Here is a 16,379-nt window from a genome sequence, read left to right on the forward strand (position 1 = left end):
ATAAGCTCTTCAAGTAACATATAAATTAAGGGACACTATGAATTGTACAAGTTGTGGTAAAGGGTTACTTAAACCTAGTTTTATTGAAGGTCAATTTCGTTCGCATACATGCACGCACTGTAATGGCCACTGGATACTAATCGAAGACTTTGCAGCTTGGAAAGAGCGTAATCCAAACTTTGCGTTTGCTGAGAACATCTCATTCGAAGCCGACGCTACAGACACTAAAAAAGCATTAATTTGCCCGGTATCAGGTGTCATTATGCGGAAATTTCGTATTTCATCATCAACTGACCACCGTATAGATTACAGCGCACCGGTAGGTGGTATCTGGTTAGATGCGGGTGAGTGGGAATTACTAAAAGAAGAAGGCTTAGCTGGTACACTGAACGCAGTAGTAACACAACAATGGCAAAACCAAATTCGCGAGCAAAGTACCAAGCAAAACTTTAGTGACATATATGCTGATAAATTTAGCAATGACACTTATGCAAAAGTAAAAGAACTTAGGGAATGGTTGAATGCACAGCCGCAAAAAGCCGATTTAAGAGCCTATCTTTTGGCTGAAGATCCATACTCTGCAGAGAAGTAATATCTGAATTTAACAAAATTATACTGCCATTATTGATACTTAAAAATAAATAATGGCAGTAGAGTTACCGTTACCTCAAAGCTCATGTAAGTATTACACCGCGACCAAAAAACACTAAAAAGCAGCGTAAACATGGCGCATAAGAAATTACATTTACCGAAAAAGACCTGCCCCGTTTGCAACCGTGACTTTACCTGGCGCAAAAAATGGCAACGGGACTGGGACAACTTAATTTATTGCTCAGAGCGGTGTCGGCGTAATTCAAAGTAAAGTGAACAAAAAATCAACCTTGCTTTATTACGCCAAGATGTTACATTTTAGGTACAACCAGTTAAAGCTATATTTCAAAGCAAAAACATGGAGTAACATAATTCTTAACAAGGAGTGATTATGAAGTTACTAAGTCTATTTTTAACCGTTTTTACACTGACCTACTCACTGTCTGTAAATGCTGCGTTTACAAAGTACTTCTTTGAAGACCGTAATAAAAATGAAGTTGAACTATTATTGGTCGGCCATTTTAAAAATCCGAGTGTTGTTGGCTTTATACAAGACTGTTCGTTAAATAACTGTGATGACTTAGAATCAATCAAAAACAACGTCCATGATTTTGTAGCATCAGTACAACGCAATGAAATTTATACGTATAAAAATACAACCATGATGTATTCAATGCTTACTTGGCTTAACTCCATAATACCAACAAAAGACTCTTCAACACTCAGTATTCAACGCACTGAGGCGATTACACATTACTTAATGTCTGCTGATTCAAAAAAGCCACCTATTATGATGGTTAGAAAAGAAGCCGGCTCGCCTGTGGATGTATGCGCAATAAACAGTACGGGTTGTAAAGTGATTGACGACATTATTTTCACAAAAGCACCTAATGGCGGCGTTTCTGTAGGAATGACTGCAAACCCTTATGAAACAGAAAGTACGCTGTTGTATAAGAACCTGTTAGAAACGTTTATGCTTAGCATACACAATAAATGGCGCTGTGCCAGTACAGAAACTAATAGTGATATAAAGTGGTCTATGGCATGTGACTATTGATGAGAGTCGTCTCTCAATGACTACTTTTAACACCATTGCTTACACTTGGTGTTAAAAGGGGTTTAAATTTAGCCCTTAATGATAACCCCGCACCTTCCTCAATTATCACCGCTGATATTGTGATTACTGACAATGACAATATGAACATTCCCCCAAAATTAAACACGCCGGCGATAAACTTAAAAGCACGACTCCTAGATTACATTTATCGCAACACTCATTATTGAGTTAACGTGATATGAATTTCAGTCCCTTGGTTATTAACTGTTTTGAATAACCAATTTTGATGCTCACATAATCGCTTAACTATTGATAAACCAAAGCCATAGCCTGTGCTTTGCTCCCCTTTCACAAAGGCGTCTGTTATGTTTGCTGATATGCTTTGTTCAATACCAGGCCCGGTATCTGCAACAATTAATGTCATACCCCGTACTTCAATACTCACCTGTCCTTGTGTTGTATATTGAAATGCATTGCCAATAATATTATCCAGTAACACTTTAACCATACCCGGTTGCGCCATCACACTAATATCGCAATTATCATGCACTTTAACGTCTATTGGCTTGTTATTAATCAAGTGGCTATGCTCAATAACCGCCTGCTCAATTAAGGGTAATAACTTTACGTTGTGTTTATCCGCATCAGTATGCTCTTGCCGTGCTAAGGTTAACAACGTAACCACGGTTTGCTCCATTTGAGTGCATGCTTGCGATATACGACTAATCACTGGATTACTCACATCGTCAGGGTGTGTTGTACGATACACTTCAACTGCGTTTTTTATAATCGCGATGGGGGTTCTTAACTCATGGCTTACATCGCGTGTGAAGCTCTTTTCGCGAGTAATCGCCTTATTAATGTTCACCATGGTGTCTTCGAGTGTCTGTGCCAACAACCCTATCTCATTGTTTGGAAACTGCGCCGCAAATTTAGCGGGCACTTTATCGGGTTCAACACCATGCACTAAATCTGTTAGCTTCTTTAATGGCAGTGCCGTTTTTCTACCGAGTAGCCATGAAACAAAAAAAGTTAACACCACTAATACAGCGCTTAGTATCAACATCAACCTCAGTGCTCCGTTGGCATAAGGCCTGATGATTAGCATATCACTCACCTGTGCTACAAGTAATGGTGTGGCATCTGCTTGCAGTGCAAATATATGGTAATGCCGCCCTTGCTCACCAAAAAACTCCCTTCCTTTTGGGTTGGCAATGTACTGAGCATGTATATCCTTGGGTAAATCATTGGGTGTAAAAACCAGCTGCATATGACTCATGCGAGGTGACACCCACGTACCCGTTTGCGTATAATTAAGCTGTAAATAATGCGCTTCTTTTTTTACCTCACGCTCGATATATTCATCTTCAACAAAATACAGTAGCGTAAAGCTTAACCCACCCCACAGAGCTGAGGTTATCAGGCTAATCAAACAAAATTGACGCACTATTTTTTTACTTAAACGATGAAGTTTAATGGGTCGAGTGTGTGAATTTTTTAGTGTGTGCTTACTCATCAAATAACACCTACTTTTTTACGTCTAACACAAAACCAATACCATGGATGGTTTTGATCATTGGGTATTCAAACGGCTTGTCTATTGTATTTCTGAGTTGGTAAATATGCGATCGTAACGCATCTGATTCGGTGGGTTCATCCCCCCATAATTTTTGCGACAACTTAGAGCGGCTCACTACCTGAGGGTATTCCTGCGCTAATATGGTGAGGATCCGATACCCCATGCTATTGAGCTCAAGCGTTTTATCTGCACGTGTGACGTGCTGTTTTTTCCTATCAATTATAAGTGTATCAAATGTAAGCACATCACTGGTTTGCAATAAGTGTCGTCGCGACAACGCAAAGCAACGTACCTCCAGCTCTTCCAGTGAAAAAGGTTTTGTTAAATAATCATCCGCGCCTTTTTTAAACCCTGATATTTTGTCGTCAATACTGTCTCGTGCTGTTAACATTATAATTGGTACATGGGCCTGCGCTTGCGCACGTAACGTTTCACATACCGCAAGTCCGTCCATGCCTGGTAGGTTCAAATCTAATATAACCACATCGTAAGGGTTCGCTAACGCCAATGACAACCCTAATTTGCCTTCGCTGGCAAAATCCAAAACATGGCCTTTGCTTTCCATGTAACTTGCAATATTTTGAGCAATGCTTTGTTGATCTTCAACAACCAGAATATACAACGACTGATCATTCACAAGAGTCACCCTTTTGATTGTAATAAATTAATATGCATACGCTTATGCGTTGTTTGCACACGTCAGTTAATCTAGTCAATATTAAACATCGCTCATTAATGCTTTCACCGAGCTTTTTAAACTATGCCTGCTGGCGTAAACCCCCAGTAGAGTTACCGAGCTTAAAATAATACACAGCGTTGCTATCATCACACTTAGATTAGGGATATAAGGCAATGAAAACTGTGATTGATAAATTAAAGTCCCTGCCACATAGTTACCAAAAATAGCCCCGACCCCAACCAGAAGTGCCGTGATTAACCACTCAATAATATTAAGTTTTAAACACGTACTTTTTAGTAACCCAAAACTCATAATAATGCTGTTTTTCTTTTTATCATTCGCCTCAAACACATGAATTGACGACAATATAACAACAATCGAGAGTAGAATAATCATCACTGAAAAGCCACTAATAACCGCCGTAATCATCGCTAGCGTATCATCAAATTGCTGGGTAAGCTCTTGTAAAGAAACCATTCTAATTGTTGGGTGTGCTTGCCAAAGCTGCCCAAGCAGAGGCCATTGCTGGCTGTTTAACTCCAAACTCGCCATGTAGTAATGCGGTGCGTTTATGTGTGCGATTGCCGCTGGTGGCATTTGCACCCAAAAGGTAATTGAACCCGCCCCCGCTTTATAAGCATGGCTTGCACTAATACTAAACGTAAAACGCTGCTGATTGATAACCAACGTTATTTTGTCGCCAAGCGAGAGGCCCAAATCGGTCATGACTTCTTCTTCGATAGACACTTGCTGCCAGTCTTCAGTCGTTTGCGACCACCATGTTCCATCAACTAATCGATTGTTTTGTGGAATATCATTGTTCCAATGCAATCGAATGGAATGCGATAACGTAGCTAAACTTTCACTGGGTCTATCGGTAAATTCATCCAGCGCTTGGCTATTAATCTCAATCACCTTGGCAAACAAATACGGTTTTGACTGACGCAACTCAATAGCATGCTGCACTGCCCAATCCTTAATTGCATCCATTTGTGTTTGATTTGCTTGCGATACCAGCATGTTACCATTGTGCACTCGCTCATAAGAGGAAATAGTCTCGCCCAAGTCCCTTAAAAACATAAGCGTAAATAACAACAAAAACGTGCTTAAACCAATGCCTAAAACTTGGGTGCTTTTGCTTACTAATCGCTGCTTCATCATAAATAGAGTAAAAGGAATTAACCCCGAGAATCGTTCAGATACTTTTTCCCCTAGGGTTAAAAACAACCAACTGATAAACATCATCATGATAATGGTTATCCCTATGCTGCTTACTAGCATCAGCGTAAGTAGCCCGTTGTCAGAATAATTTACCGCGACCATAATCATCACTGCTAACCCAGCTAAATTAACAAATGCTAATGAGAATGACGTTTGATTTTGAATAAGCAACTTTGATACCGACACGTGATACAAGCTCGCCCAAATAGGCGAATGAAATGCCATAAAGATTAAGCTACACGCCATTAATACATATAGGGTTGCTTCGCCTTCAAATTGCCAGGTTACGCCAACAAAAGTGGAGGATAGCCATTCGACAATAACCCAATGCAGCGCACTTGATAGCACCACCACCAAGGGTATTAATAGCACAAGGTTAATCAGCCACTTGAGCAGTGACAATACTAAACCTGTTGATTTAGATGCCCCCAAACTCATACAGACCGCTGAAAAATATTGCTCTTTTTTTATGTGTACTTGGGCAATTTGTGCAATCGCAATAGCCGCCATAAAAAACAAGATAATTGAGCTTAAACCGAGTACATTTTCGGTTCGTTGCCAAAATAGCGCTAAGGGGTGCTTACCCTGTTTATGGTGCAGTGTTGCCGCGGGCAAGGTCTCCTTTTGCCAATCAATAAGCCCATTAACCTGCGATTTAGTCGCCGCTATCAGGTATCGATAAAGGACTGCCCCATCATCAATATTCAATGCGGTCATATCATCCAGGTTTATCATTGCTCTCATGGCAACCGTGTGGCTTTCCATTAAACGATCTGGCTCATGCACTAATACACGTGATACTAAAAACGGCCTTTTCGCCAGATAAAGGGTATCTCCTATGGCGATATTTAAACTCGATAACAATCGGCTATCTAACCAGATCTGCCCCGATTGAGGTGAGCCATGGGTTACTTCTGATGGACTTTGCAAAGAGGGTGACGTTAATAACTCACCTTGCAACGGGTAGTCATTCGCAATCGCTTTTAGCTTGGCGCTTTGCCATTGGTCATTAAATGTTAGCGTCGCATTAACTTGCATGGTTTCAACAACGGCATCGCTAGAGCGTGTTAAATGCAGGGCCTGTTCATTCGTTAATTTATTTTTTTGCGCTAAAACGGCATCAGCCCCCAGCAAGCTAGCTAAGTTTTGGTTGAGGTAGTGTTGAATGGTGTTACTTGATAATGTCAACGTGGTGATAAACACCATAAGAATCACTTGCACCCACCTCAACAGCTTTTGATGAGGCTGTGAGTACTCTTTAACAAAAAAGTGCCAAGCCAACTGTAAGTGAAGTTTAAGCATACTGTTGGCCTGTATGTTGAGTTAAATGGCGGGCAGGTCCCGAGTTTATATTTTTGCAATCAAGCGTGAGCCTTCCCTCAGTAAATGAGTAAATATTTTGTGCTTTATTTGCAAGTTCATTGCTGTGAGTCACAATAATTAAACCGGCGTTATGCGCTTGGCTGCACTCAAATAACATATCTGAAATATCACTGGCATTGCCTTGATCTAAATTACCGGTTGGTTCATCAGCAAATATAAATTTAGGTGAGAAAACAAGAGCTCTGGCAATGGCAACACGCTGCTGTTCACCACCGCTTAATTGTGAAGGGCGATGATCAGCACGCTTTGATAAACCGACCTTCGCTAACCAATGCTCGGCTTTGGCTACTGCCTGTTTATCACCGCGTAATTTTAATGGCAGCGCAATATTGTTAAGAGCTGATAGTTCTGGCAACAAGTGAAACTGTTGAAAAATAAACCCGACATGTGACCGCAAGCTGTCCAAAGGTAAAACAGTCTCTGCGTTTATAAAACGCCCTTGCCCTTTTGTTGGCTTTTCCAGCCCCGAAAGCAACATAAGCAAACTCGTTTTACCGGACCCAGAAGGGCCTGTTATGGCATAAGTCTGGCCTTGTTCAACAGTTATATCGAGCTTTTCAAATAACGTAATTGTCGACGTAGTGGTTTTAAATGACTGAGAAACACCTTCAAGTTCTATTTTGCAGGACATAACATGCACCTTAACGTTTAATTAGAATACAACGGTATGCCACTGTGTGTGAAACAAATGTGAAATACACCCCTTCCCTTTTTTATGCAACACGCTGGAATATGAAGGTGTTTCATTTCACTCATTTTTCACATTAACTGATTTAAGGTCTCATTTTTATTGCCTAAAAGAGACGACCCATGAAAAAATGCTACCTACTTCTATTTCTACCTTTCATTTACTTAATCATGTTCACTCAGGCGATTGCCTCAGACAATGAAGCCACCCAGTACAATAAACTTAAAAATAGCATCGACGCCGCCATTACTAAATTTGAACAAACAAACAGCCAACGCTGGTCATTCACGGTTTCTCGCTTTGAAAATGAAGAGGGCGATATTACACGCTCTGTCGAACACTATAACCCACATGCAGCAACGCCTTGGCAGCTTATAAAAACCAATGGCCAATCCCCCACCTCAGCGCAAATCAAGCGTTTTACAGACAAAAAAAGTAAACAAAACAACGCACCCGATAAAAAAGAGCGTATTAGCATGCCACTGCGTAAATTTGTTGATCTTGAAAGCCTCACGCTCATCTGTGAGGACGAAAGCACCATGGTGGTTGATTATAATGTACACATCAAAAAGCTAGGCGATGACGCCATCGGAAAACTGCGCGGCACCTTGGTTTATAACAAATCATTGCACTTTATCGAAACGCTATCTATTGTAAATAAGGCTGACTTTTCACCCATGCTCTCCGCCAATATCACCGACCTTGCCCTTTCGTTTAACTTTATAAATAACGCAGGGAGTATTTTACTTAAGCAAAATAAAATGAACATGAAAGGCACTTTTGCATATTTTACGCAAATAAACGAAACCTCGACTGATCACTACACCGACTATCAGTTGTTACCAACACAACATGCCCCTGACATTTCACACTGATTTCACATACTCACCGCTACACTGAACCCAAATCTCAAGAGGAAAAATTATGTTTACTCACTATCGAAAGACAAAAATTACCCTAATCACAATTGTTAGTTTATTTGCGTTGCTCGTTGGCTTTATTCTTTGGATCAGAGCTGTTGTACCTGCTAGCCCTAATAAGCTCAACGTGATTAATACAACGCCGCACGATTTAGTCTACCTAAAGCAAAGCGTTAAAGAACCACGAGGAAAAATACTGGCTGTGGTAACAAGTACTGACAAAATGGGCAGCAGTGACAAAAGCACAGGGTATGAGTTAACAGAGCTGGCGCGTGCATACTATGTATTTCAAGCGAATGGCTTTGATGTTGATATTGCCAGCCCTCAAGGGAAGAAACCGCCCGCAGTACTCGATGATGATGACATGGGACAATACGACTACGCGTTTTTAAATGACCCCAATGCACAAAGCAAAGTTAACAATAGCATCGCACTGGAAGAGGTAGATACGCTCCAATACAGTGCTGTTTATTTTGTTGGTGGAAAAGGCGCAATGTTTGACTTTCCTAACAATACAGCAATCCAAGCCATGCTGCGTGAATACTACGAGGCCAATAAAGTCATTGGGGCTGTGTGCCATGGGCCTGCAGCACTGGTGAATGTTACTTTGTCAGACGGCACGCCGATGATCAATAACAAAACCGTCGCTGCATTTACCAACGAAGAAGAATTACTACTCATTCCAGATGCTAAAGAGGTATTCCCCTTTTTATTACAAAACAAATTAGTTGAACAAGGGGCGACCTTTGATGAGGGGTATCTGTACCTTAACAACATCGCACACGACGGTAACTTAATTACAGGACAAAACCCATGGTCGGTCTGGTCTGTTGCAGAGTCGATGATTAAGCAGCTTGGTTACACGCCAGTTAAGCGCCCAATCACCCCTGAAGAAAACACCATAAAGGTACTGATAGACTACGAAGAACACGGCATCGAACAAGCCAAAAACAGCATCACCTTTTTGCGTTCAATCGACGAATATGCGCTAGATAGGACGATTATCGCCATTCATATGTTTGTTTATGCATTAAGGTGGGAACTAGGTAAATCAATTGACATGATACGACTGCTTTCATTCGCCAAAATATGATTTAAAATAATGCTAAAGCATCACGTGCCCTGGCAACACAAAAATGCTTGCAGGGCACTATTTACAAGGCCCGGTGAATGCTCAAAAAGCTTTATAAATTTTTTGCCGCAGTCACCTTATATCAAAAGTTATCTTTACACGCTTGAGATACACCACCTGCCATGGTCACTGTTTTTATTAGCGCCCTTTTACAGCCTGCTGATTGCTTGGCCGAACCCTAGTTTTTCCTTATAGGGCCAGTTTTGATGCATTTTTTATATTTGAAATACTCTATTTTTCAATAATTGGCGGGCTTAAATTAAAACGGAATTTTATTTTCTCTTTAAATTCAATTGGAAAATCAATTGCAATATTATGTGATGTAGCTTTCTGCGAAGAAAAATGTCGTTTTGATGAGTATAAAGCCTCTTCAATTGGCGCTAAAGGCAAAGAAGAAGGCGTCAAATCCAAATTTTTAATTTTAACAACTTTCCCTTTTTCATTAAAAGATATTTTGGCAGTCACCTTTCCTGTCTTCGCGTTAATAACCGTTCCTTCTTCAAAAACTGGATTAGGCACTTCCACGAATACCTCTGCGATATCGATATTCACCGAAGGCATACAAGCAAGGCTTGAGAAGCTAAAAGTTAAAAGCACAATAAAGAGATATTTCATAGTGACCTTTCAAATATAACAATTTAATCAAAGAGTCCTTTCCCCATTTTTACTTGGGAGGAAAACACAAAAACAATAAATACACTCAACCAAAACTTTACCATTGGGTAAAATAGTGGCTTGATCAATTATTCTAAACGACTAACAAGCAGCTGTTAGTTGCTGTTGTGCTAGCAGCTTTTTGAGTCGCTCGTTTTCTTCTCTTAAAAATGCGAGCTCTTCTTCCAGCGGTAATTTTTTATCTGCGGTGTGCTCGCCGTAGCGTTTTTCACGTAGGTGCATAATCACTTGCTCTGAGCTGACAATATCACCTACTTTTGCTTTAAAGTTATGAATAACGCCTGCTTGTGGTGTCACAACCTCTAACACGGCTTTTTCAAGTTCTACATCAAACAATGCTTGATTCGCGATAACCTCTTGTCCATCATTCACGTAAATAGCGGCAATTTTTGCCTCTCCCATTGAGTCATATAATTCTGGCGCGTTGATTTCCATTTCTTTTTCTCCTTTAAATTCACAAACAACTGATGTTTTTTATAACAGTGTTGGCATAGAACCATCTTGCTGATCTTTTTCGCTTACCTGCGTAACCACTTGCCTAGGCTGATTTTTTATTGCACTTATCAATACCTCCAAGGCCTGTTTTTGTTCGCTGTGTTGCGCAGCGTGTTGTTTTGTATTATCTACGCTTTGCTGTGCGATAAGCTCAAGCACATCACGATTATTCGCAGTCTTTAACTCACTCAGCAACTGGCTTATTAAGTGTTGAGTTTGCTCGTTGCTATTGGTACTTTTTAACGCGGTTAATATTTCGGTTAATTTTTCACTGTGATCCAGTGTAGTCAATACGCTAAGCAATTGCTCACTGAGTGTTTGTATTTGTACCTCACTACCAGCAAGTATCGCCTGCTGTAATGCTAAAATGGCAGTATTAGGGTTAGTGTTGGTTATCGCTTGGGAAAGCTCGTTAAGTTCGGCTTTGGTGTTTAATTGCTCGGTTTGGCTATTTAACGCAGCAATAAGCTGTTGCACACCGTGTTGCATATTATTATTTTTAAGTGTGTGGTTGAGCTGCTCACTTAGTGCATCAATATGCGAAGCCGTATTATTACTCGCTATGGTATTTATTAATGTTTGTAGCTGATCTTTATTATCTAAAGGGGCTAAATACTCTGCTAACTGTTGCCCCAGCATAGCTAATGATTGATTCGTGTTATTTGCAGCAATGCCTTTCGTTAGCGCTGTAATTTCACTTTTATTGTTGATTGAGCCGATACTTTCACCTAGCTGTGCAGCTAATGTATTTAACGTGTGATTAGTATTATTTTCAGTTGTTGCTTTAACTAACGCGCTGAGTTGTGCTTGGGTGTTATTTTTAGCTGTGTTGTCTGCTAGCTGCTTGAGCACGTCTTTGTACGGTGTTTGCCCAAGGCCGCTTTCAACAGCTTGCGCAAGCGCTTGTATTGCATGGTTGTTGTCTGTCCCTTGTACATTGAGCCCCAATGTTTGCAATAATTCGCTGTAATCGTGACTGAGGTTAGTTTTGCTCAACTTGCTGGCAATACTTTGCAGTGATTCATGCAAGTAACTCATTTGCTCAACTGCCATCATTACGGGGCTGCCTGCGCCATCAAGCTTATTTAATCGAACAAAGTCTTGTTTGATTTGTGCAAAGCGCTGCTGCTCTTCATCACTGAGTGTACCGCGTAGTTCACCTAATTTAAGTAAGTTTTCTTCTGAGCCTTTACTGAGAGTTTGCGCCTCGCCGCGATAGTGATCGCGTATTAAGTTTTCAAGCTCTTCATCGTTCATGGCAGCGACGACCTTCTCTGCCATTTTGTTCATATTACGGTAGCTACCTTGCAGTTTAAAAGGCGGCTCGGTACGGTAGTTGTTATCTTGTGCGGCAGAGGCTATATACTGAGCGTTTACTTTTAGTACTGTGTTACGAATGGTCATTAAACGGGTTAACACCGCTTTAATTTCGTTTGCCTCGGCTTGAGAGTAGCCGTGTTCAAGCTCATTTAATGAGATGTCTTCGCCCTCGCAAATACGCACAAGTTTGTATAAATCTTCCATATTACGATTAGCAAGCTGCGCAAGTACTGAATTTGAGGTCAGCGAGTTTTCAATAAAGCTCATGGCAAACTCTTGTTCGCAGCCGGCTAAAGTATCACCTAAGTTATAAATATCAGCACGGTTGGCTAACATGTCAGGGATTTTAAAGCTCTCGCCAGACTCAGTGTACGGGTTACCCGCCATAACTACGGCAAACTTTTTACCACGTAAATCGTAGGTTTTACTTTTACCATTCCACACCCCATCAATACGGCGCGAACCATCACACAATGAAATAAACTTTTGTAAAAACTCAGGATTAGTGTGCTGTATATCATCCAAATAGAGCATCACGTTATTGCCCATTTCAAAGCTTTGGTTAATTTTAGCAATCTCTTTTTCTGCGGTTGCATTAATTGCTTGCGCTGGGTCAAGTGAGACTTGGTCGTGCCCTATTGATGGGCAGTTTACTTTTACAAAGGTCAGCCCCAGTCGATTTGCCACGTATTCAACAAGCGTTGTTTTACCGTAGCCGGGTGGTGATATAAGCAATAACATGCCCATTAAATCACTGCGTTTATTTTTACCCGCAGAGCCAATTTGTTTAGCTAAGTTATCGCCAATAATTGGGAAGTACACTTTATTAATAAGCTGATTACGCACAAATGAACTTAAAGGCCGGGCTTTAAATTCATCGAGTTGTAGGCGCTCTTTTTGCTCTGCAAGTATATCAGTACGCAGGCGGTGATATTGCTCAAATGCAGGCACTTGCTCGGTGATATAGTCCCGTGTACGAGCATAAAATTCAGCGTAATCAAGATTAAGAACCTGCTCTTTTACCCGCTTATGTTGCCCCATTAGGTTTTCAACTTGCGTTGCTGGGGTTACATCTAGCACTTGGTAAGTTAACTCTGTGCTGGCACTTACATGTAAATAATTAGCGGCCTCTGCCTGCACAACAGGGCTTATCTCAGGATAATGTAAGCAATACGCGTTTAACCAACTTAAATACAATAAAGCACGCTCATCGGTGCTGTTTACATTTTTACGCGCGCTTTCTAATTCACTACTAAAGCCTTTTACCTTTGCCTCACTTGTAAACTGTTCTGCAAGCTTTTTAGCCTGTTGCGACACTACAAAGCAAAGCTTATCAGGTGCTTTTTGTTGCGCTAATTGTTGGATCAAATATCCGGCGGTTAAATCGCATGAAAAATCAGTGAAGCGTTGGCACAATAACGCAACTTGCGGCAAGAAATGACTGACTTGCTTACTTATTTGATCAGTTAAATTAGTGATAAATTGTGTTGCTGCAAAGTGTTTATCCATCAATATGGCATTACTTGCCTGATGATAAAAATTGCTTAACTGCTCTGTACTTAATTGCGCACAAAACAACTGCGCAATAATACGGCAACTGGCAGGGTAAATAAGTAAGTCTAGGGTACTTTTTTGTGTCAGTAAGGTGCTTAAAATAGCGCATGCATCGTGATCATGTATGCCTTTTTCATAACCCTCTTGGTAGCGTGGTTCAGCAAATTTTTGTACTAACGTTAATAGGCTGCCATCCGCTTGCGCATCGTGTAACTGGCTAAAAGTAAGCGAGTGCTCGCTATTCTCACATGCCAATAATAGCTGAGCCGCAAGGTACTCACCGCGATAAACTGCGTCATTTTCAGATACCTGAGCTTGTTGCCATAAATGCTTGCTTTGCTCAAGTGTGGCAAGGCTTTGCTCATCTTCAATGGCTTCAAAATAATCAGTGCCTGTTAGGTGCAGCATTAATTGTTCATCGCGCGGCAACAGCGTTAAATCAAGCAGTTGCTTGTTTACACTAAATGCATGCTTGCCAATGCTGACCGTATTACCGCCATCGGTGTAAATATCTTGCTTGTCACGCAGTGAACGAATGCCCTGATCTTTACTGGCTTTGAGTTTAGATTGAATATCATCAGCGCGTATTTCATCGCCTAGCTCTTTGAGCTCGTCAGTTAATGCGCGTAACTTGCTGATCATTGGATCGGCAGCAAAGTAAGTATTGAGTTTATCGAGCTCAGTAAAGCTTTGGGCGCGGCGATTTACACCTTGTAAAATACGCTCTGCGGCATTGGCTAAATTAAGAGCGCGACGTTGGCGGGCATCAATCAGGCTTTGTTTGTGTGCTTCAAAGCTTTCGTAGACGTCATCACGTTTGGCAATAATTTCGCTTAGGTATTCATCAAACTCACTAAATTGAGACTCAAGCTCCTCAAGCTGGATAAGCAGCCTTGATAATTGGTCGTCACAGGCGTCAGGGGTTTTTGCGTTATTCAGCGCATTAGTAATGCTTTGCGAAAACAGTTTAAACCGTGCTGCAAACTCCGCTTTTGCCTCAACACTGCCTAAGCTTTTTTGGCGTATTTCAATACTAGCTTTTGCACGATTAACCAGTGCATACACAGCGCTGATGTCTTCTAATATTTGCGTGCGCACGCGGCTGTCATCAATATCTAAATCAAGCATGGTGTGGTTAAGCAAATCAAGCTCTACACTTTGCTCATCCAGTGCTGCAATATAGGTTTTGAGCTCGCTGACACTTTCGCTTTTTGTGCTAAGTGCTTCAAGCTCGCCTAACTTATCATGGTAAGGTTGCAAGGCACTATCTTGCTGTAAAAATGCGGCTGTAGCTTGGCTTACTTCGCTGAGCTTTTCATCCACTTGCTTTTGTAGATTGTTGAGGGCGTCGAGATCAATGTACTTAATATCTTCAAGGCTAATTATTTGCCCTTTTAATATTTTGAGTGCATCAATAGCTTGCACAAACTCAGGGGCGGCTTTAAAGCTGTCTGGGCGTACATCACGGGTAACCTCAGTGTACTGCTTATTAATATCAACCAGTGATTGTTTTGCTTTGTTTTGAATTTCAGTGACTTTTTCAAACTCGTCAAGCACTTGCTCAGCAGTTTCAAATATACTGTGCAGGCTTGTCGCAATCTCAGCAAATTCGCTCTCGTTAAGCCAATGGTAGCGGTCAAAAATGTTACGACTCAACGCTATCATGTCTTCATAATGATTGAGGCTTGGGCTTTGCTCGCTAATGGCTTTGCACACACTGTATAAATCAGAGATACCGCGCACTAAATCAGGATTACCTATTTTGCCAAAAAAACTGGTTAAAGGCGGCGTATTGGCGGCAAACTCACTGGATACAAACGGGCTTTGCCAAATTTGTATTGGGTGTACGCGCTCCGCTTCGTCTTTATCTGCTTTGAAGGTCAGTGTTAAACCATCGTTGTAAATAGCGTAGCCGTGGCAGTAGATTGGGTTTTGCAGGTTTTTATCAATAATGTTGTAGGCAAACAGCGCATAACGCCCTTCACTTGGCTCGTAAAACACGTACAAAACATCTTCACCGTTAGGTGATTTAACATGACGGTGAAACTCTAAATCATCTATTTGCTCTTCAAATGAACGGGCTTGGCCTGATTGTAAATAATAACCGCCAGGAAAAATAATCCCGTGGTCTTCTGGTAAGGTTACACATGCACTACCAATGGCTTCTTGGCGCATAACCTGTTGCGTGCGGGTGTTATAAATAAAATAGCGCCATATTTTTTCGCGGTATGGCAGTATTTTAAGAAGTATTAAATCACCCACCAGCGCGTAATCAACATCACTGTCAGCAAGGGATTGATTTTTATCATCCACCGCTTCTTGGTAAATACCTTCGCCTGTGTCTGTGCTGTTTTCGATTTTAATGGTGAGTGTTCCACCGGTGGTTTCAACAAACAGTTGGTCGACAATGTTTATGTGGGCAAAACGCCCTTCAATGTGATCGTTGCGATCGGTATTGAGCCATTCAAAATCGTAGTCATGAGCGTGTTGAATATCTCGCTCACCGCGGTTATCAATGTAATTAATGGTGTTATCTGGGTGAATTTCCCAGCGGAACACGCGCACATCCGATAACTTGTCACCAATTTGGAATAACGCAAACAGCTTGCCATTTTGCTGATATAAGTGCTGTAGGCTGGTTTGTTTGTAATAGGTATATAGTTCTTCAAAATCACGAATAAACCGGCTGTCGGTTAAAAATCGGGTGGTATCAGGGTAAGGTTCTATTTCGTAATGATCATCTTGTTCAACCAGCTTTTGAACACTGAATACATCACTAATAGCGGTTTCTTTTTTTAAGCCTAACTGTACGTTATAGGCAAAAATAACTTTATCACCCACAATAACAATATCGCGAGGGGTGCAGTTTTGTTCAGTACGAACGCGTACGCGCCCTTTGACTTGTAACTCTGTGCTGCCAAACTCTTCAATACGTTGCTTATTTACTGTGTCTATTTGGGTTTTTAAATCAGTGCCAAAATTAGATAAGCGGCGCTTAATTAAATCATAAGAGCCTTGCTCTAGCGCTTGTTGAGTTACGTCCGTCATGAAAACCTTTCCTGATATTTAATAAAAGCAAGCCGCA

General features: G+C 41.1%; 12 protein-coding genes. 5 read left to right on the forward strand and 7 right to left on the reverse strand.

What is annotated here, in order from left to right; translation table 11 throughout:
- Window positions 1-37 precede the first annotated feature (37 nt).
- The 3 genes from ACFI4Z_RS08120 to ACFI4Z_RS08130 all read left to right on the forward strand — a co-directional run bounded on the left by ACFI4Z_RS08120 (window position 38) and on the right by ACFI4Z_RS08130 (window position 1,648).
- A complete protein-coding gene (locus ACFI4Z_RS08120) occupies window positions 38-592 on the forward strand; it encodes a TFIIB-type zinc ribbon-containing protein (RefSeq protein WP_099296913.1) in 555 nt (184 codons plus the stop codon).
- Between the two features lie 132 nt (window positions 593-724).
- Entirely contained in the window at window positions 725-862 is a 138-nt protein-coding gene (locus ACFI4Z_RS08125) for a DUF2256 domain-containing protein (RefSeq protein WP_462670146.1), read from the forward strand.
- 120 nt (window positions 863-982) lie between these two features.
- Window positions 983-1,648 (forward strand): hypothetical protein, encoded by a 666-nt coding sequence (locus ACFI4Z_RS08130; RefSeq protein ID WP_462670147.1) that lies wholly within the window; start codon window positions 983-985, stop codon window positions 1,646-1,648.
- A 220-nt stretch (window positions 1,649-1,868) separates the two neighbouring features.
- Here the strand turns inward: ACFI4Z_RS08130 and ACFI4Z_RS08135 are convergent, their stop codons facing one another.
- From ACFI4Z_RS08135 to ACFI4Z_RS08150, 4 genes are all read right to left on the reverse strand, one after another.
- Window positions 1,869-3,164: a sensor histidine kinase gene (locus ACFI4Z_RS08135; RefSeq protein ID WP_462670148.1), complete on the reverse strand. Its 1,296-nt coding sequence runs from the start codon at window positions 3,162-3,164 to the stop codon at window positions 1,869-1,871.
- Between the two features lie 10 nt (window positions 3,165-3,174).
- Window positions 3,175-3,864: a response regulator transcription factor gene (locus ACFI4Z_RS08140; protein ID WP_099296917.1), complete on the reverse strand. Its 690-nt coding sequence runs from the start codon at window positions 3,862-3,864 to the stop codon at window positions 3,175-3,177.
- Between the two features lie 81 nt (window positions 3,865-3,945).
- Window positions 3,946-6,429 carry an ABC transporter permease gene (locus tag ACFI4Z_RS08145; protein ID WP_462670149.1) on the reverse strand — a complete coding sequence of 828 codons (2,484 nt, stop codon included), beginning with the start codon at window positions 6,427-6,429 and terminating at the stop codon, window positions 3,946-3,948.
- Complete coding sequence (locus ACFI4Z_RS08150; protein ID WP_462670150.1) at window positions 6,422-7,141, reverse strand: ABC transporter ATP-binding protein; 720 nt, start codon at window positions 7,139-7,141, stop codon at window positions 6,422-6,424. The genes ACFI4Z_RS08145 and ACFI4Z_RS08150 overlap by 8 nt, the downstream gene beginning before the upstream one ends.
- A 179-nt stretch (window positions 7,142-7,320) precedes the next feature.
- Between ACFI4Z_RS08150 and ACFI4Z_RS08155 the strand changes: the two genes are divergently transcribed.
- Together ACFI4Z_RS08155 and ACFI4Z_RS08160 are read left to right on the forward strand one after the other, a co-directional pair.
- Window positions 7,321-8,073, forward strand: a complete 753-nt coding sequence (locus ACFI4Z_RS08155) for a hypothetical protein (protein ID WP_462670151.1) — start codon at window positions 7,321-7,323, stop codon at window positions 8,071-8,073.
- A gap of 49 nt (window positions 8,074-8,122) precedes the next feature.
- Window positions 8,123-9,211: a type 1 glutamine amidotransferase domain-containing protein gene (locus tag ACFI4Z_RS08160; RefSeq protein WP_462670152.1), complete on the forward strand. Its 1,089-nt coding sequence runs from the start codon at window positions 8,123-8,125 to the stop codon at window positions 9,209-9,211.
- 270 nt (window positions 9,212-9,481) lie between these two features.
- On the opposite strand, the gene ACFI4Z_RS08165 is transcribed toward ACFI4Z_RS08160, so the two are convergent.
- The 3 genes from ACFI4Z_RS08165 to ACFI4Z_RS08175 form a co-directional block, all read right to left on the reverse strand.
- Complete coding sequence (locus tag ACFI4Z_RS08165) at window positions 9,482-9,865, reverse strand: hypothetical protein (RefSeq protein ID WP_446887563.1); 384 nt, start codon at window positions 9,863-9,865, stop codon at window positions 9,482-9,484.
- A gap of 141 nt (window positions 9,866-10,006) precedes the next feature.
- Window positions 10,007-10,360 carry a biotin/lipoyl-containing protein gene (locus tag ACFI4Z_RS08170; RefSeq protein WP_462670153.1) on the reverse strand — a complete coding sequence of 118 codons (354 nt, stop codon included), beginning with the start codon at window positions 10,358-10,360 and terminating at the stop codon, window positions 10,007-10,009.
- Between the two features lie 39 nt (window positions 10,361-10,399).
- Window positions 10,400-16,342 carry a DNA repair ATPase gene (locus tag ACFI4Z_RS08175; protein ID WP_462670154.1) on the reverse strand — a complete coding sequence of 1,981 codons (5,943 nt, stop codon included), beginning with the start codon at window positions 16,340-16,342 and terminating at the stop codon, window positions 10,400-10,402.
- Window positions 16,343-16,379 lie beyond the last annotated feature (37 nt).

The sequence above is a fragment of the Pseudoalteromonas sp. RWi3 genome, from assembly GCF_054960735.1.

Bases quoted from the DNA above. Each gene is read 5' to 3' on its own strand.
- ACFI4Z_RS08120 (WP_099296913.1), top strand. From the start codon at position 38: ATGAATTGTACAAGTTGTGGTAAAGGGTTACTTAAACCTAGTTTTATT.
- ACFI4Z_RS08125 (WP_462670146.1), top strand. From the start codon at position 725: ATGGCGCATAAGAAATTACATTTACCGAAAAAGACCTGCCCCGTTTGC.
- ACFI4Z_RS08145 (WP_462670149.1), bottom strand. From the start codon at position 6,429: ATGCTTAAACTTCACTTACAGTTGGCTTGGCACTTTTTTGTTAAAGAG.
- ACFI4Z_RS08130 (WP_462670147.1), top strand. From the start codon at position 983: ATGAAGTTACTAAGTCTATTTTTAACCGTTTTTACACTGACCTACTCA.
- ACFI4Z_RS08175 (WP_462670154.1), bottom strand. From the start codon at position 16,342: ATGACGGACGTAACTCAACAAGCGCTAGAGCAAGGCTCTTATGATTTA.
- ACFI4Z_RS08135 (WP_462670148.1), bottom strand. From the start codon at position 3,164: ATGAGTAAGCACACACTAAAAAATTCACACACTCGACCCATTAAACTT.
- ACFI4Z_RS08155 (WP_462670151.1), top strand. From the start codon at position 7,321: ATGAAAAAATGCTACCTACTTCTATTTCTACCTTTCATTTACTTAATC.
- ACFI4Z_RS08170 (WP_462670153.1), bottom strand. From the start codon at position 10,360: ATGGAAATCAACGCGCCAGAATTATATGACTCAATGGGAGAGGCAAAA.
- ACFI4Z_RS08165 (WP_446887563.1), bottom strand. From the start codon at position 9,865: ATGAAATATCTCTTTATTGTGCTTTTAACTTTTAGCTTCTCAAGCCTT.
- ACFI4Z_RS08160 (WP_462670152.1), top strand. From the start codon at position 8,123: ATGTTTACTCACTATCGAAAGACAAAAATTACCCTAATCACAATTGTT.
- ACFI4Z_RS08150 (WP_462670150.1), bottom strand. From the start codon at position 7,141: ATGTCCTGCAAAATAGAACTTGAAGGTGTTTCTCAGTCATTTAAAACC.